At 77.9% G+C, this 17,882-nt stretch carries 18 protein-coding genes; 5 read left to right on the top strand and 13 right to left on the bottom strand.

Going from position 1 to position 17,882, the window contains the following annotated elements:
• Positions 1–16: 16 nt before the first annotated feature.
• The 8 genes from JD79_RS17390 to JD79_RS17425 form a co-directional block, all read right to left on the bottom strand.
• The gene (locus JD79_RS17390) at positions 17–838 is read right to left on the bottom strand and encodes a DUF881 domain-containing protein (protein WP_110006550.1); all 822 of its coding nucleotides are present in this window, start codon (positions 836–838) and stop codon (positions 17–19) included.
• The gene (locus tag JD79_RS17395) at positions 835–1,167 is read right to left on the bottom strand and encodes a small basic family protein (protein ID WP_110006551.1); all 333 of its coding nucleotides are present in this window, start codon (positions 1,165–1,167) and stop codon (positions 835–837) included. The genes JD79_RS17390 and JD79_RS17395 overlap by 4 nt, the downstream gene beginning before the upstream one ends.
• A 3-nt stretch (positions 1,168–1,170) precedes the next feature.
• The gene (locus tag JD79_RS17400) at positions 1,171–2,049 is read right to left on the bottom strand and encodes a DUF881 domain-containing protein (protein ID WP_110006552.1); all 879 of its coding nucleotides are present in this window, start codon (positions 2,047–2,049) and stop codon (positions 1,171–1,173) included.
• Positions 2,050–2,095: 46 nt separating this feature from the next.
• Positions 2,096–2,797: a cardiolipin synthase ClsA gene (clsA, locus tag JD79_RS17405; protein ID WP_245900179.1), complete on the bottom strand. Its 702-nt coding sequence runs from the start codon at positions 2,795–2,797 to the stop codon at positions 2,096–2,098.
• A gap of 100 nt (positions 2,798–2,897) precedes the next feature.
• Entirely contained in the window at positions 2,898–4,967 is a 2,070-nt protein-coding gene (locus JD79_RS17410) for an elongation factor G-like protein EF-G2 (RefSeq protein WP_110006553.1), read from the bottom strand.
• A gap of 124 nt (positions 4,968–5,091) precedes the next feature.
• Complete coding sequence (locus tag JD79_RS17415) at positions 5,092–5,976, bottom strand: PP2C family protein-serine/threonine phosphatase (RefSeq protein WP_170149251.1); 885 nt, start codon at positions 5,974–5,976, stop codon at positions 5,092–5,094.
• 97 nt (positions 5,977–6,073) lie between these two features.
• The gene (locus JD79_RS17420; RefSeq protein WP_211308030.1) at positions 6,074–7,033 is read right to left on the bottom strand and encodes a zinc metalloprotease; all 960 of its coding nucleotides are present in this window, start codon (positions 7,031–7,033) and stop codon (positions 6,074–6,076) included.
• Between the two features lie 116 nt (positions 7,034–7,149).
• Positions 7,150–7,446 (bottom strand): hypothetical protein, encoded by a 297-nt coding sequence (locus JD79_RS17425; RefSeq protein WP_110006555.1) that lies wholly within the window; start codon positions 7,444–7,446, stop codon positions 7,150–7,152.
• 82 nt (positions 7,447–7,528) lie between these two features.
• Between JD79_RS17425 and JD79_RS17430 the strand changes: the two genes are divergently transcribed.
• Complete coding sequence (locus JD79_RS17430) at positions 7,529–7,738, top strand: hypothetical protein (protein ID WP_110006556.1); 210 nt, start codon at positions 7,529–7,531, stop codon at positions 7,736–7,738.
• A 75-nt stretch (positions 7,739–7,813) separates the two neighbouring features.
• Here JD79_RS17430 and JD79_RS17435 read toward each other — a convergent pair whose 3' ends face one another.
• Positions 7,814–9,391 (bottom strand): sensor histidine kinase, encoded by a 1,578-nt coding sequence (locus JD79_RS17435; protein WP_110007814.1) that lies wholly within the window; start codon positions 9,389–9,391, stop codon positions 7,814–7,816.
• A gap of 112 nt (positions 9,392–9,503) precedes the next feature.
• Between JD79_RS17435 and JD79_RS17440 the strand changes: the two genes are divergently transcribed.
• Positions 9,504–12,065, top strand: a complete 2,562-nt coding sequence (locus JD79_RS17440; protein WP_211308031.1) for an HAD-IC family P-type ATPase — start codon at positions 9,504–9,506, stop codon at positions 12,063–12,065.
• Here the strand turns inward: JD79_RS17440 and JD79_RS17445 are convergent.
• Together JD79_RS17445 and JD79_RS17450 are read right to left on the bottom strand one after the other, a co-directional pair.
• Entirely contained in the window at positions 12,013–12,597 is a 585-nt protein-coding gene (locus JD79_RS17445; protein ID WP_110006558.1) for an AAA family ATPase, read from the bottom strand. The two genes, JD79_RS17440 and JD79_RS17445, sit on opposite strands and share 53 nt — an antisense overlap.
• A gap of 129 nt (positions 12,598–12,726) precedes the next feature.
• Positions 12,727–13,353 (bottom strand): hypothetical protein, encoded by a 627-nt coding sequence (locus JD79_RS17450; protein WP_170149252.1) that lies wholly within the window; start codon positions 13,351–13,353, stop codon positions 12,727–12,729.
• 217 nt (positions 13,354–13,570) lie between these two features.
• On the opposite strand from JD79_RS17450, the gene JD79_RS17455 reads away from it, so the two are divergent.
• The 3 genes from JD79_RS17455 (at position 13,571) to JD79_RS17465 (ending at position 15,959) form a co-directional block, all read left to right on the top strand.
• Positions 13,571–14,551: a serine hydrolase gene (locus JD79_RS17455; RefSeq protein ID WP_170149253.1), complete on the top strand. Its 981-nt coding sequence runs from the start codon at positions 13,571–13,573 to the stop codon at positions 14,549–14,551.
• 64 nt (positions 14,552–14,615) lie between these two features.
• The gene (locus JD79_RS17460; RefSeq protein ID WP_110006561.1) at positions 14,616–15,086 is read left to right on the top strand and encodes a hypothetical protein; all 471 of its coding nucleotides are present in this window, start codon (positions 14,616–14,618) and stop codon (positions 15,084–15,086) included.
• A gap of 42 nt (positions 15,087–15,128) precedes the next feature.
• On the top strand, positions 15,129–15,959 hold the full coding sequence (locus JD79_RS17465) for a PadR family transcriptional regulator (RefSeq protein ID WP_110006562.1): 831 nt from the start codon (positions 15,129–15,131) through the stop codon (positions 15,957–15,959).
• Positions 15,960–16,683: 724 nt separating this feature from the next.
• Here the strand turns inward: JD79_RS17465 and JD79_RS17475 are convergent.
• Together JD79_RS17475 and JD79_RS17480 are read right to left on the bottom strand one after the other, a co-directional pair.
• Positions 16,684–16,881: a DUF1918 domain-containing protein gene (locus JD79_RS17475; RefSeq protein ID WP_110006564.1), complete on the bottom strand. Its 198-nt coding sequence runs from the start codon at positions 16,879–16,881 to the stop codon at positions 16,684–16,686.
• A gap of 82 nt (positions 16,882–16,963) precedes the next feature.
• Entirely contained in the window at positions 16,964–17,842 is an 879-nt protein-coding gene (locus JD79_RS17480) for an alpha/beta fold hydrolase (RefSeq protein WP_110006565.1), read from the bottom strand.
• Positions 17,843–17,882: the final 40 nt, after the last annotated feature.

The following is a 17,882-nucleotide window of genomic DNA, read 5'->3' on the forward strand; positions in this document are numbered from 1 at the left end:
GCGCCGCCCTGCGCGGTCAGTCGCCGGTGTCGGGTCGAGCGTATTGAGGCTCGTCGAGCGGCCGCAACGCGTCCACCACGACGCGGTCGCGCTGCTCGATGTCGACGGTGCCGCCCTGGCGCCCCACCCGGTCGACGACGCCGCCGGGGATGCTCATCGCCGTCTGCAGGTCCTGCGGGGAGCCGATGACGACGACCTCGTAGGGCGCCGACACCGCCCGGCCGTCGACCGCCAGGTCGCCCGGGGTGCCGGTCACGGCGGTGGACACGCCGATCCGCACGCCGTCGATCTGCATGGTCTCCGCGCCGGCGCCGCGCAGCTCCTGGATCGCGTCGAGCAGGTCGGCCACCCGCACCTGCCCGTCGGGGTCGCGGATGGTCATGACCAGGCCGGGGCCCTCGGCGGCGACGGTGCCGTTGAGGATGGCCAGCGCGTCGGCGCGCTCGCCGGCGTCCTCGAGGGCGGCGGCCGAGCGGCTGTCGGTGTCGGACAGCTCGCGCAGCGCGCTGCGCTGGTCGGCGATCTGGGCGCGCAGCCGCTCCTCCTCGAGGTCGAGGTCGTCGAGGATGGCGACGAGCTCCTCCTCGCGGGCGCCCTCGAGGGCCTGGCCGGTGTCGGTGCTGCGCACCTGCACCGCGATGGCGAAGCCGAGCAGCGCGGTGAGGACGGCGATCAGCGAGGCGGCCACGAGCCCCTGGCGGCGGCGCCGGGCGGGCGCCTGCGCCGGCGTCCCGGCCGCCTCCTCCGCGGGCGGGTCGGCAGGCGCCGAGGCCGGCGCCACGGCGTCGTCGGGGCGCGGCTGCTCGTCGCCGGCGGCGGGGCGCGGGGTGCCGCTCATGCCCGGAACAGGTGCCGGCGGATGGCCGCGGCGTTGCCGAAGATGCGGATGCCGAGGACGACGACGACCGCCGTGGACAGCTGCGCGCCGACGCCGAGCTGGTCGCCGAGGAACACGATCAGCGCGGCGACGACCACGTTGGACACGAACGAGATGACGAACACCTTCGCGTCGAAGATCCCGTCGAGGCGGGCGCGGGCGCCGCCGAACACCGCGTCGAGCGCGGCGACCACGGCGATCGGCAGGTAGGGCTGCAGCCACAGCGGCACGGTGGGGTCGAGGAACAGGCCGAGGGCGATGCCCACCGCCAGGCCGATGACGGGGATCACCGTTCAGCCCCCCGCGCCGCCGGCGGCGGCCTCGGCCGGCTGGCCGGTGAAGGGGGCGGCGGAACGCAGCTCGGGGACTCCCCCGGCGGGAACGGACAGCTCGTCCTCCTGGGCGAACTCGAATCGCAGGCCGTAGGACTCCGAGATGACGGCCAGGGCGTTGACCTCGGGGCTGGCCAGGAACCGCGCCCGGAGCTCCTCCGGGTCGCCGATGGCGCTGATCCGGTACGGGTTGGTGACCGGGCGGAAGTCGACGAGGACCGCCTCCCCGGCGAAGCGGATGGCGGTGGTGGGGCCCAGCCGCTGGTCGTTGATCGACACCGCCTCCGCGCCGGCGGCCCACAGCGCGTTGACCACCAGCTGCAGGTCGCCGTCGCGGACGTCGCCACTGCCGTCGTCGCCGCTGCCGCCGACCGGGTCGGCGTCGGCGTCGGGCTCGGCGTCGGCCAGGGTGACCAGCAGGCCGGGGCCGGTGACCGTGTCCAGGCCGGCGGCGAGCTCCGCGGCCCGGAGGTCGTCGATGGCCCGCTGGCCGACGGCGCTGGCGGCCAGGGCGTCGTCGCGGGCGTCGGCGACCCGCCCGCGCAGGTCCTCCAGCTCGGCGGCGAGGTCGTCGGTGGTGGCCGACTGCGCGCCGATGTCCTCGACCAGCGCGGCGCGGACCTCCTCGCGGCCGGCCTCGCCGGAGGCGGCCTGGTCGTAGGTGACGGCGGAGAGCAGCCCGGCGAGGGCCATGGTCAGCGCGACCACCAGCGCCCCCGGGCGCCGGCGGGCGCCGTCGGGCGGGTCCCCGGCGGCGCGGGCGGCCTTCGCCTCGGCGGCGCGGGCGTAGGCGGGGTCGAGGGTCTCGGCGAGCACCTGGTCGAGCAGGGAGGCACCCATGGAGCGCACCCCGCCGCCGCGCGGGGGCGGGCCGGCCGGGTCGCCGTCACGGTGCCGGGCGGGCCGCCGCGCCCGCCCCGGGCCGGGTCCCTCCCGGCGTCCCGGCCCGCTCGGCGCGCACGATCCCGGCGACCTGGACGACGTAGAAGACCCCGGACAGCACGTAGAGCGCGCCGCCCCAGATGGTGAACGCGTAGGCCGCCGGCTGCACCCACGCCAGCCAGGCACCGGTCGCGTCGTCGGCCAGGAGGAGCAGCGGGAAGGCGTAGAGCAGGTTGAACGTGGCCGCCTTGCCCAGGTAGTGCACCTGCAGCGGCTCGTAGCCGTACCGGCGCAGGACCAGCAGCATCCCGCCGAGCACGACCTCGCGGCCGACGAGCACGACCACCACCCACAGCGGCACGACGTCGCGCAGCACGAAGGCGACCAGCGTCGCGATGATGTAGAGCCGGTCGGCGGCGGGGTCCAGCAGCGCGCCGAGCCGGCTGGACTGGCCGAGGACCCGGGCGAGCTTGCCGTCGGCCCAGTCGGTGACGCCGGAGACCATGAGCACGGCGACGGCCCAGCCGTCCTCGTGCGGCCCGAGCAGCAGCCACAGGAACAGCGGCACGCCGAGCAGCCGCAGCACCGACAGCGCGTTGGGCACCGTCCAGACCCGGTCGGGCAGCTCGTTGCGGTCCGACACCCGCGGCTCCCGCGCCACCGGGGACACCGGAACCGCGGCCGACGGCCCCTGCGACGACGTCACTGCTCCTCCACCCCGCTGCACACCGTGCCCGAGGCTAGTCGACGGACCCCCGTCGCCCTCCCCGCTCGCGGGCTCGCGGCGAGCCCCCGGACGGCGGCTCCTAGGCGGGGACGGCGACCAGGGAGGCCGGGGCCGGCTCGTGGCCGAGCGGCCGCCGGCTGAACGACCCGGTGCCGTGGCTGACCGAGCGCAGCGCCCCGGCGTAGCCCAGCAGCTCGATCTCGGGGACCTCGGCGCGCACGGTGGTGCGGTCGGAGTCGGCCGCGGCGTCGCTGCCGGTGACCCGGGCGCGGCGGGAGGACAGGTCGCTCATGACCGCCCCCACGTGCTCGGCGGGGACGACCACCTCCACCTCGCACCAGGGCTCGAGCACGCGGGTGCCGGCGGCCGACGCCAGCTCGCGGACCGCCAGCGCCCCGGCGGACTGGAAGGCGGCGTCGGAGGAGTCCACCGAGTGCGCCTTGCCGTCGACGAGGACGAAGGCGACGTCGACCAGCGGCCGGTCGTCGTGCACGCCCTTGGCGCACTGCGCGCGGATGCCCTTCTCCACGCTGCCGTGGTAGTTCGACGGCACCGCTCCGCCCACGACGCGCTGGGCGAAGGTGATGCCCGACCCGGGCGGCCCGGGCTCGGCCTCGACCACCACGACGGCGTACTGCCCGTGGCCGCCGGACTGCTTGACCAGCCGCCCGGTGGCGCGCGCCGGACCGGCCAGCGTCTCCACCATGGGCACCCGCACCGGCACCGTCGTCACCGCGACGCCGTGCCGGGTGCGCAGCCGCTCGAGCAGCACCTCGCCGTGGGCCTCCCCCACGCACCACAGCAGCAGCTGCCCGGTGTCGCGGGAGCGCTCGACGCGGACCGTCGGGTCCTCGGCGGCCAGCCGGGCCAGCGCCGGGCCGAGCCGGTCCTCGTCCGCGCGGGAGGCGGCCTCGACCGCGACCGGGTGCTGCGGCACCGGCAGGTCCCAGGGCGGCACCAGCCGGGGGTCGCCGGGCGAGGAGAGCGTGTCGCCGGTCTCGGCGGTGGTCAGCCGGGCCACCGCGCAGACGTCGCCGGCCGGGCAGGCGGCGACCGGGCGCAGCGCCGACCCCAGCGGGGAGGAGACCGCGCCGATGCGCTCGTCGGCGTCGTGGTCGGGATGGCCGCGGTCGGCGCCGCCGTGGCCGGAGACGTGCACCGGCGTGTCCGGGCGCAGGGTGCCGGAGAACACCCGCAGCAGGGAGACCCGCCCCAGGTAGGGGTCGGTCGTCGTCTTGACCACCTCGGCGACCAGCGGGCCGCCGGGGTCGCACGACAGCGGCGGCGCCGGGGTGCCGTCGGGCCGGGTGACCGGCGGGCAGCCGTGCTCCTGCGGGGACGGGAAGCCGTGGACGAGGAGGTAGAGCAGCGACTCCAGGCCGACGCCCTGCAGCGGGGCGGCGCAGAGGACGGGGTGGAAGTGCCCGCGGGCGACGGCGGTCCCGAGGTCGCTCATGAGGTCGCCCTGCACGAGCTCGTCGCCGGCGAGGTAGCGCTCCATCAGCGCCTCGTCCTCGCTCTCGCCGATGATCCCCTCGATCAGCTCGCTGCGGAGGCGGTCGGCGTCCTCGGCCGCCGCTCCCGGCTCCAGGAGGTTGACCACGCCCCGCACGGTGCCGTCGGGAGCGCGGTCGACGAGGTGCACCGGGTAGACGCCCGCGCCCAGCGCCGTCCGGCACAGCCGGACGGTCTCCTCGACGTCGGCCCGGGCCCGGTCGAGCTGGGTGACGACGACGGCGCGCGGCATGCCGACCGCGGCGCACTCCTCCCACAGCTGCACGGTGGACGCGTCGACGCCGCCGACGGCGGACACGACGAACAGCGCGGCGTCGGCGGCGCGCAGCCCGGCACGCAGCTCGCCCACGAAGTCGGGGCTGCCGGGGGTGTCCAGCAGCGTGATCCGGGTGCCCTCGTGCTCGACGGTGGCCACGCCGAGGGTCACCGACCGCTGCTGGCGCGCCTCGACGTCGTCGCTGTCCAGGCACGTGGTGCCGTCCTCGACCCGCCCGGCGCGCGGGAGGGCGCCGGTGGCCACCAGCAGCGCCTCGGCGAGGGTCGTCTTGCCGGCGCCGGCGTGGCCCACCAGCGCCACGTTGCGGACCCTCGCCGGCTCCCGCGGCTCCGGTGCCGGGACGACGTCCCTACCCACGGCGGCCGCCGGGCCGGTCGCTGTCCTGGCTGGGGATGCGCACGGGGACCTCCCGGGCCGAACGGGATGTGGTGTGCCTCACACCCTGCCCCCGGACGCGCGCGGCGGGCAAGCCCCTCGGGACTCAGTCGTCCGGGACGTCGGCGGCCGCTCCCACGAGGACCTCCGCCGGGCTGCCGGACCACCCCGCCGGGGCGACGTCGGCGACGACCGCGGTGACGTCGTCGCGGGTGCCGGCGGCCAGCGCGGCCATGACCAGCCGGGAGGCCGCGGCCCCGGGACGGCGCTCGGCACCCAGGACCCGCAGCAGCGTCGCGGCCGGCACCACCCCGGACAGTCCGTCGGAGCACAGCAGCAGGCGGTCGCCCGGCTCGGCGGCCACGGCGATCAGGTCGGCCGGGCCGGGGTCCGCCGAGCCGCCGAGGGCCCGCAGCAGCACCGAGCGCATGGGCGAGACGGCGGCCTCCTCGGGGGTGAGGTCCCCGGAGGCGACGAGGGCCTGCACCAGCGAGTGGTCGGTGGTCAGCCGCGTGAGGACGCCGGCGCGCAGCAGCAGCGCGCGGCTGTCCCCGACGTGGGCGACGACGACCCGCCCGTCGCGGGCCAGCACGGCGGCGGTGCAGGTGGTGGCCATGCCGGCCAGCGCCGGGTCCGCGGCGGCCGCGCGCACGGCGGCGTCGGCGGCGGCGAGCGCCGCGGCGAGACCGGCGTCGGGTGCGGCCTCGGTGCCGTCGGCGCGGGCCGCGGCCGCGTGGCGGACGACCTCGGCGACGGCGAGGCGGGCCGCGGTGGCCCCGCCCCGGTTGCCGCCGACGCCGTCGGCGACGACCAGCAGCCCGGGGCCGGCGTACCCCGCGTCCTGGTCGTGCCCGCGCGGGCCGGCGAGGGAGACCGCGGCGGGGTCGAGGACCAGCCGGTCGAGCCCGCCCCCGGCGCGTGCCCGCACGGGCCTCCCGCCGGGCGCCTCGGCCGCGGGGAACCACGGCAGCGGCGTCGACGGGGCGGTCACGGCCGCCATCCTGGCCCGCGCCGGCCCGGTCGGGAACGCGACGGCGCGCCCCTGGGGACGGGAAGCTCCGCAGGGGCGCGGTCGTGCGGGGACCGGCTCAGACGACCGGTGCCCGGAAGGCCTCCCACGCGTTGCTCATCCGGGCCACCTGACCGGCGGAGAAGCGGTCCATGCAGAAGTCCTCGGCGTAGTCCATGAAGTTGTGGACCGGGTCGAGGCCGGGGTCGCGCGGGCAGCTGTCGCGGCCCTCGTCGGTGCAGGAGAAGGCCGGCAGCGCCTCGGCCGGGGTGTCGGTCACGTAGTCACCGGGGCCGTTGCAGCCGCCCTGGAAGGTGTGGAACAGGCCCAGCCAGTGGCCGACCTCGTGGGTGGCGGTGTCACCCTCGCCGTAGACGCCGTCGCCGGCGGTGCCGCCGGGCATCGACTCGTCGAGGATGACGACGCCGTCCCGGTAGAGCTGACCGCCCTTGGCCGACTGCGGGAAGATCGCCCAGCCGAGCAGGCCCGCACCGATGTCGGCGACGTAGACGTTCAGCGTCTCGGCACCGCCGACGTGCAGGGCGCTCTTGGCCGCCCGCTCCTCCTTGCTGCCGGGGACCATCGTCGCCCAGGCCGGATCGACGGTCCACGTCGTCTCGGCGGGGTCGTAGGCAAAGCGGAACGGCGTGTCCGGCGAGATCCCCGCCTGACCGTCGAAGGCGTCGTTGAGCACGTCGATCTGGTCGGCGATCTGCTGCTCCCGACGCGCCCGCTCGGCGTCGGTCAGCTCGGTCGCGGTGATGACGTGGAAGACCGTCCAGATCGTCACCGAGCCGGCCGCCAGGACCGGGCGGCTCTGGGGGTTGCCCAGCGCGGCGGCGTGGTAGGCGGAGAGGGCGTTCGGCTCGCTGCGGGTGGCGCCGGGGCGCACCCGGGCGGCGACGTCCCCGCTGCCGGCGGGATCCGCGCACGCGGCGGCACCGACGGGCTCGGCCGGGGCGCCGGCGGCCGGCGCGGTGGTCAGGGTCAGCGCCATGGCGGCGCCGAGGGTGCAGACGGTCCGGCGCAGTCGGGTCACGGGGGCCTCCGGAGCTCGGGGCGGATCGGCTCCCCACCTCCGCCGGGACGGGCTGTGGGGTGCGCGGGAGCCAACCACATCCCGGATCCGTGTGGTCCGTCGGGCTGTGCCACAGGTCACACTCCCAGCGACCTCAGCCGACGGCGTCCCGCGTCCGCAGCGCCCGTCGAGCACCGCGACGGCGTCGGCGGCGAGGTCGCGGACCGCGTACGGCACGCGGTCGGACACGGCGCTGCTGCGGCCGGTGTCGGGTGGTCGTGGCGGACCACCCGGTGCTGGGCGGCGAGCAGGTCGGCGAGCTCCCCGGGCCGGCCCAGCCCGCCGGCGTCGGCGCCGATGGCCAGCAGCAGCGGCGGTGCGGCGGGGTCGCCGTGCTCCTCCGCCCACAGGTCGATCCCCTCGGCACTGCTCACCCGGTGCTCCGTCGTCCTCACGCGGCGCAGCCTGCCCGCCTCCGCCGCGGGCCGTCGAGCGAGATGCGGGGAGACTGGCGCGGTGACGAGCACAGGGGGCGGGCACGCGGCCGGCCGCGACCAGGAGAGCAGCCGGGCGCACGCCGTCCCCCGCGAGGCCGCCGACGGGCCGCCGCCGTGGGTGGCGGCCTGCGGCACGCCGGTCGCCGTCGTCCAGGGGGCCTGGAACGGCCGCCGCGGGCTCGGCGCCGACGACGTCTGCCCCGAGTGCCGCCGGCTCGTGCCGGCGTGAGACCGCCCCGTCCTGGCTCACCCCGGTGCGTCCTGGCTCGCCGTCGGCACCGAGCCAGGACGCGGCACGACCAGGTCAGCTGATCGTGCTGGGGACCACCGCGGGGTCCTCGGCGTCGTCCTCGAGCTCGGCCACCGTCGCGCCGGGCAGCCGCACGGTGAGGACCGTCCGCCCGGGCCGGCTGTCCACGCCCACGGTCCCGCCGTGCCCCTCGACGACGGCGGCCACGATGGCCAGGCCCAGGCCGGTGCTGCCGCTGGCCCGCGAGCGGGAGGCGTCGCCGCGGGCGAACCGCTCGAACACCCCGGGCTGCAGGTCGGCGGGGATGCCCGGGCCGTCGTCGGCGACCTCGAGGACCGCGGTGCCGTCCTCGGCGCGCAGCCGGGTGGTCGCGGTGGTGCCCGGCGGGGTGTGCGTGCGGACGTTGGCCAGCAGGTTGGCCAGCACCTGGTGCAGCCGGGCGGCGTCGCCGGGGGCCAGGACGGCGGCGGCGGGCAGGTCCACCCGCCAGTGGTGGGCCGGCCCGGCGGCGTGGGCGTCGCTGACGGCGTCCATGACCAGGCCGGTGAGGTCCACGGTGCCCACCGCCAGCTCCCGGCCGGCGTCGAGGCGGGCGAGCAGCAGCAGGTCGTCGACCAGGCCGGACATGCGCACCGCCTCGGCCTCCACCCGGCGCAGCGAGGCGTCGGCGTCCTCGGGCAGCCCGCCGCGCCGGCGCACCAGCTCGGTGTAGCCGCGGATGGAGGTGACCGGGGTGCGCAGCTCGTGGCTGGCGTCGGCGACGAAGCGGCGGAGCCGGGTCTCCGAGGCCTGGCGGGCGGCGATGCCGGACTCCACCGAGTCCAGCAGCCGGTTGAGCGCCGCGCCGACCCGGCCGACCTCGGTCCGCGGGTCGGTGTGCGCGGCCGGCACCCGCTCGGCCAGGCGCACCTCGCCGCTGGAGAGCGGCAGCTCGGCGACCCGCCCGGCCGTGGCCGCCACCCGGTGCAGCGGCCGCAGCGTGCGGCCCACGACCACCGCCCCGACGGCGCCGGCGGCCAGCAGCCCGAGCAGGCCCGCGACCACCTCGACGGCGACCAGCCGCGCGAGGGCGGCCTCGGCGGAGGCCAGCGGCAGGCCGGTGACGATCGTCCCGCCGCCGGTCGCGGTCGCGACCACCCGGTAGTCGCCGAGCGACCCGAGGTCGACGGTCCGTGCGGCGCCGTCGGGGGGGACGCCGGCCAGGACCGCGACCCGCTGCTCGGGGAGCGCCTCGCCGTCGCCCTCGGCCCCGATCACGGCGGACTCCACCACGGCGCCGTCCACGACCCGGGCGCCCAGGGTGCCGTCCCCCTGGCCGGGGACGAGCAGGAAGTCCGGGCCGTCCCCGTCGCCCGCCTCGCCGTCGCCCGCCTCGCCGTCGCCCGCCTCGCCGTCGCCCGCCTCGCCGTCGCGGGGGCCGCCGTCGGCGTGCGCCGACCGGTCCACGGCGGCGGCCAGCCGGTCGTCGACCTGGCCGAGCAGCTCCCCGCGGACGGCGGCGGTGGCGGCGGTCCCCACCACGGCGAGGACGACCGCCAGCGGCACCAGGAAGGCCCACAGCAGCCGCGCCCGCAGCGAGCGGGGCCGGGCCCGCCGCGTCAGGAGCCGCGCCGGGAGCTCACGCGGGGTCATGCCGTCACGGTGCGCGGCGAGGCTGCGGGTTGCCTGGACGCCGGGCGGGAGCCGGCTGGGGAACACGCGCCGCGCCCTGCTGGCTGCCGCCGGGCCTGTCATCGTCGTCCCGGTGAAGACGCAGTCGCCTCCTCCCGCGCCCCGCACGGCGGAGGCCGGCGGCCTGACCGCGGCCGAGGCGCGGGAGCGGCACCGGCGCGGGGAGGGCAACGTCGCGGTGAGCGCGAGCTCGCGCAGCTACGGCGTCATCCTGCGCACGAACGTCTTCTCCTTCTTCAACGTCATCCTGTTCACCATCGGCGCCGCGCTGCTGGCGCTGGGGCGCTACAGCGACGCCTTCACCAGCGTGGGCCTGGGCCTGGTCAACGCCGCGATCAGCGCCGTGCAGGAGATCCGCGCCAAGCGCAAGCTCGACCGGCTGCAGCTGCTGGCGCGGGGCACGGTGACGGTGGTCCGCGACGGCGCCGACGCCGAGGTGCCGCCCGAGCAGGTCGTGCGCGGCGACGTGCTGCGGCTGGCGCCCGGAGGGCAGGTCGTCGTCGACGGGCCGGTGCTCGACGGGCGGGTGGAGGTCGACGAGTCGCTGCTCACCGGCGAGTCCGAGGCACTGCCCAAGGCGGCCGGCGCCGAACTGCTGTCGGGCTCCTTCGTCGTGGGCGGCCGGGGCACGCAGCTGGCCCGCGACGTCGGGGCGGCGTCCTACGCGGGGCGGCTGACCGCCGAGGCGCGGCGGGTCTCCACCGACAGGACCCCGCTGCAGCGGCGGATCGACTTCGTCGTCCGGCTGGTCATGCTGCTGGTCCTGCTGATGAGCGTGACGATCCTGGCGCAGGCCGCGCTCGAGGGGTTCACGCTGGTGCGGACGGTGCAGACCACCGCGGTGCTCTCGGGCCTGGTGCCCTACGGGCTGTTCTTCCTCGTCGCCGTCGCCTACACCGTGGGCGCGGCGAAGAGCGCCGGGCGCGGGGCGCTGGTGCAGCAGGTGAACGCGGTGGAGTCGGTGAGCAACGTCGACGTCGTCTGCACCGACAAGACCGGCACCCTGACCACCGGGCGGCTGTCGCTGGCGGGGGTGCGCCCGGTCGGCGACCTGCCCGCCGGGGAGGTCGAGCGGCTGCTCGGGTCGATGGCCCGCAGCACCGCCGCGGGCAACCTGACCACGGCGGCGCTGGCGCAGGCCCTGCCCGGGGAGCCGGTGCCGGTCACCGAGGAGGTGCCGTTCTCCTCCGCGCTGCGCTGGAGCGCGCAGCGCACCCCCGACGCCGTGCTGGTCCTCGGCGCCCCCGACACCCTCGCGCCGCGGCTGACCGGCCCGCCGCTGGACGCGCCGGTGCGCGAGCTCACCGCGCGGGGCCTGCGGGTGCTCGTCCTGGCCCGCGCCGGCCGGGACGCCCCGCTGCGCGACGACGCCGGCCGCGCCCGGCTGCCGGCGCTGGAGCCGCTCGCGGTCGTCGCGCTGGCCGACGAGCTGCGCCCCGACGTCGTCGAGACCCTCGCCCGGCTCACCGCCGACGGGATCGCGGTCAAGGTCGTGTCCGGCGACGACCCGTCCACGGTGGCCGCGCTGGCCCGGCAGGCCGGTCTCGAGCCCGGGGAGCCGGTGGCCGGCCCGGCGCTGGAGGGGGCGTCGGAGCCGGAGCTGGACGCCGTCGTGGGGCGGACGACGGTGTTCGGGCGGATCGCGCCGGAGCAGAAGGAGCGCCTGGTCGACGCGCTGCGCCGGCAGGGGGCCTACGTGGCCATGGTCGGCGACGGCGTCAACGACGCCCGCGCGCTCAAGCGGGCGCACGTGGGCGTGGCGATGGCCAGCGGCAGCGCGGTCACCCGCGACGTCGCCGACATCGTGCTGACCGAGGACTCGCTGGGCGCGCTGCTGCCGGCCGCGCACGAGGGCCGCCGGATCATCACCGGCATCAGCACCTCGATGCAGGTGTTCCTGGCGCGGGTGGGCACGCAGGGGCTGGTCATCCTCGCCGTCACCATGCTGGGGCTGGGCTTCCCCTACTCGCCCGCGAACGTCGGGCTGACGCTGCTGACCGTCGGTGTCCCCACGCTGTTCCTCACGGCCTGGGCCCGCCCGCAGGCGCCCGACCCGCACCTGCTCACCACGCTGTGGCGGTTCGTCGTCCCGGCGATGCTGGTCACCGCGGCGGGGGGCGTGGCGGTCTACGCCCGGCACTACACGCAGCTGCTCGAGGGGCTGGACCCGGCCCGCACGCCGGCCTCCGTCGTCGCGGCGTTCGAGGACTACACCGGCCTGTCCTCCGACGACGTCGGGTTCGCCGAGGCCGCGGCCACCATCGGTGCCCAGACGGCGCTGTCGACGTTCGTCTCCTACGCCGCCTTCCTGCTCGTGCTGTTCCTCAAGCCGCCCAACCGGTGGTTCGCCGCGTGGACCCGGCCCGACGGCGACCGGCGGCCGGCGCTGCTCGTGGTCGCGCTGGTCGTGGTGTTCTCCGCCGGGCTGTTCTGGCCGGCGTTCACCGACTACTTCGGCCTCACCCAGGCCGCCGAGCCGGTCTTCCAGACCGTGGTGCCGGCGCTGGTGCTCTGGTTCGCGGTGCTGACGGCGGCCTACCGGCTGCGCCTGCTGGAGCGGGCGCTCGGCCTGACCGGGGTGGTCAGCCCGCTGCAGCCGCCGGGGACGCGGGACCCAGGAGCCCGGCGAGGCTGAGCCGGGCGGCTCCCGGGCGGTCGAGGACGAGCACGGCGCCGGGCGGCGGCCCGGCCGCGAGGTAGCGGGCCCAGCGGGCGTCGTGGCGGCGCATGCGGCCCTCGGGGATGCGGCGGCCGCGGATCCGCTGGCCCTCGGCGGCGTCGCCGGCGCTGACGTCGAGGAGCACGAGGCGGACGGCGCGGCCCGCCCGACGGGCGGTGGCCAGCACCACCGGGCGCCACCAGCGGCTGGTCCACGGATCGGCGAGCACGACGACCGGAGCCGGCCCGGCGGTCGCCCGCAGCACGCGGACGCGGTGCCGGGCGTGCACGAACGGGCGCACGAACCGGTAGGGCACGCGGGCGGAGGTGCGCCAGCGGGCGGCGACGTCCTCGGAGTCGACGGCGGTCACGCCCGGGACGCCGTCGCCGAGCAGCCGGCGCACCATCGTGGTCTTGCCGCTGCCGGGCAGCCCGCCGACGACGACCAGCGTGCGGGCCGCATCGGCGCCCCGCCCCTCGGGCGCGGTCGTCGGCAACGTGCTGGTCACGGGGTCCTCCTGTCCGGCGGAGCGGGGGACGCTACCGGCGACGGGCGCCGCGTGGCCGGTCCGCGGGCGCGGGTGCGGAGCGGCGCCGCCCTCCCCAACGGAGGACGGCGCCGCGGAGTGCCGGGACGGTCAGTTGCCGTCGTCGGTGCTGCCGTCGTCGGTGCTGCCGTCGTCGGGGTCGTCCTGGCCGCCGCGTCCGCCGCGGGGGCGGTCGAGGTCGACGCCGGTGCCGGTGACCAGGTCGGTCATCCGGGTCTCCAGGTCGGCGGCGCGCTCGTCGGCCTCCTCCTGGGTCAGCCGGCCGTCGGCGACGGCGTCGTCGAGGCGGTCCTGGGCGGCCTGCACCAGCGCGGCGACGAGGTCGTCGACGGCCACGCCCCGGTCCCCGGCCACCGAGGCCAGGCTGGCGTCGTCGGCCTCGAGCGCGGTGCGCAGGTCGTCCTCGGACAGGCCGAGGGTGTCGGCGGCGACGGAGAGGTCCAGGCCCCTGCCGCCGCCGTGCCCGTGGCCGCCGCCGAGGCCGTGGCCGCCGCCGAGGCCCGCGTCGCCGAGCGTGGTGGCCACCTCGTCGGCCTGGTCGGAGGTGATGGAGCCGTCGTCGACCAGCCCGGAGAGGGCGTCGCGGATGCGGTCCTCGGCCGAGGTGGCCGAGACCTCGGTGGTCGTGTCGTCGTCGGCCATGGCCGGGACGGCGGAGGCGAGGCCGCCGACGGCCAGGACGCCGGCCGTGGTGGCGAGCACGATCTTCTTGCGCACGGGGTTCTCCTCGTTCGGGCGGCCGGCGGGTCCGGCCGTCCTCCCGACCATCGGAGGGGTTCCTGGGACGGTCCTGTCAGGGGGCCGTGGCGGGACTGTGGACCTCCCCCGGCGGCGGCGTCCCCCATGTCCGCCCTGGTGGGGGCCGCGCGGCCGGGAGGCGAGCGGACACACGATCGTCACCTCCCCGCCGAGGAAGAGGTCCAAGGTGGGGGGCGTGAGCGTCGTCCGACCGCGGTCGCGGCGTCCGCGCCGGGGTCCGCTGGCCCGGGTGGTGGCCGCTGCGCTGACGGTCGTGCTCGCGTCGGTGCTCGTGGTCACCGCGACCGGCCTGCTGGCCGTCCTCGTGGTCCGGGGGGACGGGTCCGGCGGAACCCGGGGTGGGACCGCCGACGCCGTGGCGGTGACCGGGCTGCGGCCGTTCGGCACCCCCCGGGAGTCCTCGCCCGCGGTCCCCGCGCCCAGCGCTCCGGCGCCGCCGGTGGACGCCACCGCGCTGCTCGCCGCCGTGGCCGCGGCCGCGGCCGCGGCGCGCGGCACGATCGACGTCGCCGTCCTGGACGCCGCCGGGCGGCCGCTGGTGACCGGCGCCTCCGCCGGCGCGGCGCGCTACACCGCCTCGCTGGTCAAGCTCCTGGTCGTCGGCCGGCTGCTGGCCCTCGACGCCGCCGGCGCGCTCGACCTGGGCGACCGCGACCTCGCCCTCATGGAACGGGCGATCGTGCGGTCCGACGACGGCGCGACGAGCATCCTGTGGGACCGCTACGACGGGGCGACGCTGGTCGCCGGCGCCGCGGCGGAGGCCGGGCTGACCGCCACCGCCCCTCCGGCCGTCGCCGGCCGGTGGGGCGAGGCGACCACCAGCGCGTCCGACGTCGCCGTGGTGCTGGCCGGGCTGGCCGCGGCCTCCGGTGAGCCGCCGGCCGCGACGCTCCTCGGCTGGCTGCGGGCCACCACGGCCACCGCGGCCGACGGCTTCGACCAGACCTTCGGCCTGCTCCGGGGCACCGCCGGCGTGGCGGCCAAGCAGGGCTGGATGTGCTGCGTGGACGGCCGCCGGCAGGTGCACTCGGCCGGCGTGCTGCCCGACGGGCGGGTGGTCGTGCTGCTCGGGGACTTCCCCACCGCGACGTCGTGGGGACGCGCGCGCGGCGCCCTCGACGACGCCGCCGCCGCGGTGCTCGCCGTCCTGTCCTGAGGCTGCCAGGTCCCTGCCAGGTGCCGCCCAGGTCGAGGGGAGGCGGAGGAGGCAGCGTGCCGCCATGGACGGCGATCGTGCCCCGTGGTTGTTCGACCCCTCCGCCACCCGCGCCCTCGTGCTCGCGCACCGCTCCCCCGGCGGCCGGCCGGTGGAGGACGTCGTCTCCGACGTCGTCTGGGGCGACGTGGTCCGGCTCCTGCGCTGGGCGTCCGCGGCCGCCTCGGCGCCGCCGGGACTGCGCGCCGGCACCTGGTGGCGGCTGGCCGCCGGCTGCGCCGCCCTCCTGCGGCGGATGCCGGCCCTGAGCGCGGAGATCGACCAGCCCTGGTCGGTCCTGCCGCCGGAACCGGCGGCGGCCGGCGTCCACCCGGCGCAGCGCATCGAGGAGGTCGCCGCCCGCCTCACCGCCCTGCTCCGCTCGGGGCGCCCGGTCGCCCTCCGCGTCCTGGCCCCGGAGGTGGACGCGCTCGGCGAGGCTGCCGTCCAGGCGATCGCCGCGTCCTCCCTCGGCTCCTTGCATCCCGACATGTAACGACATATCGTTACTGTCATCCGATACGTCAGGAGGACGACCATGGAGTTCGATCCGCGCTTCGAGGGGTGGCGGCCCGGCCGTCGTCCCCCGTTCGGTTCCTGGGGCCAGCCGGGCCCGCACGGTCAGCACGGCGGTCACGGGCACGGCGGTCACGGGCACGGCGGTCACGGGCACGGCGGTCACGGGCACGGCGGTCACGGGCGACGCCCGCACGGCTTCGGCTTCGGGGGTCCCGGCGGGCCCGGGGACCCCGGCGTCGCGCCGTTCGGCCCCGGCTGGCGCGGCCGCGAGGGCGGTCCCGGCTTCGGCCCCGGCTTCGGCCCGGGGTTCGGCCCGGGGTTCGACCCCGCGGCCGGTCCGCGCCGGCGGGGCCGCGGGCGGGCACCGCGCGGCGACGTCCGCGCCGCCGTCCTGCTGCTGCTCGCCGAGCAGCCCATGCACGGCTACCAGCTCATGCAGGCGATCGCCGAGCGCAGCGGCGGCCGCTGGACGCCCAGCCCGGGGGCCATCTACCCGACGCTGAGCCAGCTCGAGGACGAGGGCCTGGTCACGGTCACCGCCGACGCCGGCCGCAAGCTCGCCACGCTCACCGACACCGGCCGCAGCGCCGCCGACGCCCTGCGCGGCACCGGGAGCGACCCGTTCGCCGGCGCCGCCGACGGCGCTCCGCCCGCCGACCTGCGCGGCCTGCTCGAGCAGCTGCACGGCGCGGTGCGCCAGGTGGCCCGCACCGGCACCGAGGCGCAGTTCGCCGCCGCGGTCGGGGTCCTCGCCGAGGCCCGGCGCGCGCTGTACCTGCTGCTCGCCGAGGGGCCCGAGGGCGCCCAGGGCCCGGCCGGGCAGGACGCGCCGGAGGACCCGCAGGCCTGAGCCGACACCGGCGCCCCCGCCGCGGTCCCGCGGCGGGGGCGCCGTGCCCAGGGGGGCCTCTGTAGCGCTGTCGGCTCACCCGGCCCGCGTCGGCTCGTCGGTGGCCGCGGCGTCCAGGACGACGAGTTGTTGGTGATAACGGTCGGAGGAGCCGAGGGTGACCGGCGACGTCCGCGGCCGCCACGAGCAGCGCCGTCAGGGACACGGCGATCAGCAGGCCGCCGGACATCCCGGGCCCGCGCCCGTGCCCGCCCCGCTGCTCTCGAGCGCGGCGGACTCGGCGAGCACGCCGGCGTCGGCGCCTCCGCGGCCGTCCGCGGCGGAACCGGCACCCTCGGCGCGGTGTCCGCGGTCGACGGCGACCACCACGGCTCCATCGACACCGGCACCGCGATCCGCGACGGCGTCGTCCACCGTGTCGGGGACTCGCGAGGGGCCGGCCTCCCACCGGGACGGGGCGATCGAGGTCCTCGACGAGACGCGGACGCCCGCCGACGAGCTGGGCGCCGTCGGCGTCCGGGAGACACGGTCCTTCGGCCCGGCGGTCGTCCCCGAGGACCGCCGGGAGCCGTCGGCTACGCGGCGCAGTGCCCGCCGGTGGTCCGCCGCGCCGCCGCAGGGGCGTGTGCACGCGGCGCGGCGGGAGCCGTCCGCCGCGCGGGGGTGCCCACGACGCCGTCAGCCCGCGCCGCAGGGACGGGGCCGTTCCGGAGGACGGCCCCGGTCACGTCCCGGCCGGCTCCGGCACGACCGCGCAGGTGCCCGCCGGGTAGAAGACGCCGGTGTGCCCGTCGGCGTCCCACCGGACGACGTAGGGCGGCCCGCCGGACTCCCCGCGGACCTCCATCACCCGTCCCGTGCGGTCCGGCTCCCCCTGGTGGGTCGAGCGGACGACGATCCTGTCCCCCACGCGTGCTTCCACGGCGACCTCCCGGACTCCGCTGTCCTGTTCCCGTTGTCGTGGCGGGACCAGCGTCCCGCCGCACCGGGGACCGGGCAAGGGTTCAGTCGGCGGTGCCGTCGAGCACCTCGCGCAGCCGGGCGGCGAAGGCCTCCGGCTTCCCGGCCTGGCCGAACTCGCCGCCCAGGAAGCCGCCGTGGTCACCGGGGAAGAGCACCGGCGCCGTCCCGAGCGCCGCGGCGACGCCCTCGCCGCCGCGGCGGGCCAGCTGCCCCTCCGACCCCTCGCCCACGGCGACGACGACCCGGGTGGACGCCGCCTGCAGCGCCGCGAGGTCGAACTCCGCGTGCGTGGAGAGGAGCATGTTCTGGGCGAGCAGCGGGTCGTCGCGCGAGCCGTCGTCCTCGGTGGGCAGGCCGAACACCGCCGGGTCGGGCGCGGGGCCGGCGAGGTCGGCGGTCACCGGGCCGCGGTGGCCGACCAGCCGGATGAAGGCAGCCATGCCCGGGCCACGGCCGCCCTGCCGGTAGGCCTCGGCGACGGCGTGCGTGGCGGCCGAGGCCTCCTCGGCGTCGGGCAGGTAGCGCACCGACGGGGGCTCGTGCGCGACGAGCGTGCGCACCTGCTCGGGTCGGCGGGCCACGAGCGTCAGGGCGTTGACGGCCCCACCGCTGGTGGCGAAGAGGTCCACCGGGCCGCCGACCGCGTCGATGAGGGCGGACAGGTCACCGGCGTGCTCCTCGGGTGTGTTCGTGGGCGCGCCGTCGGTGCGGCGACTGCGCCCGGCGCCGCGCACGTCGTAGGTCACCACCGTGCGGTCGGTGAAGTACCCGGCCAGCGTGCCGAAGCCCTCCGCGCCCATCGGCGAGCCGACCAGCAGCAGCACCGGCGCGCCGTCCGGTCCGGGGCGGACGTCGTAGGTCAGGACGGCGCCGGGCACCTCGAGGGTGCGGGTGTCGAGCTCGGTCGGCGTGCTGGTCATCGCGGGCCTCCGGGGATGGGTGGTCTGCCGGAGTAGACAC

The organism is Geodermatophilus normandii, from assembly GCF_003182485.1.
GTDB lineage: Bacteria > Actinomycetota > Actinomycetes > Mycobacteriales > Geodermatophilaceae > Geodermatophilus > Geodermatophilus normandii.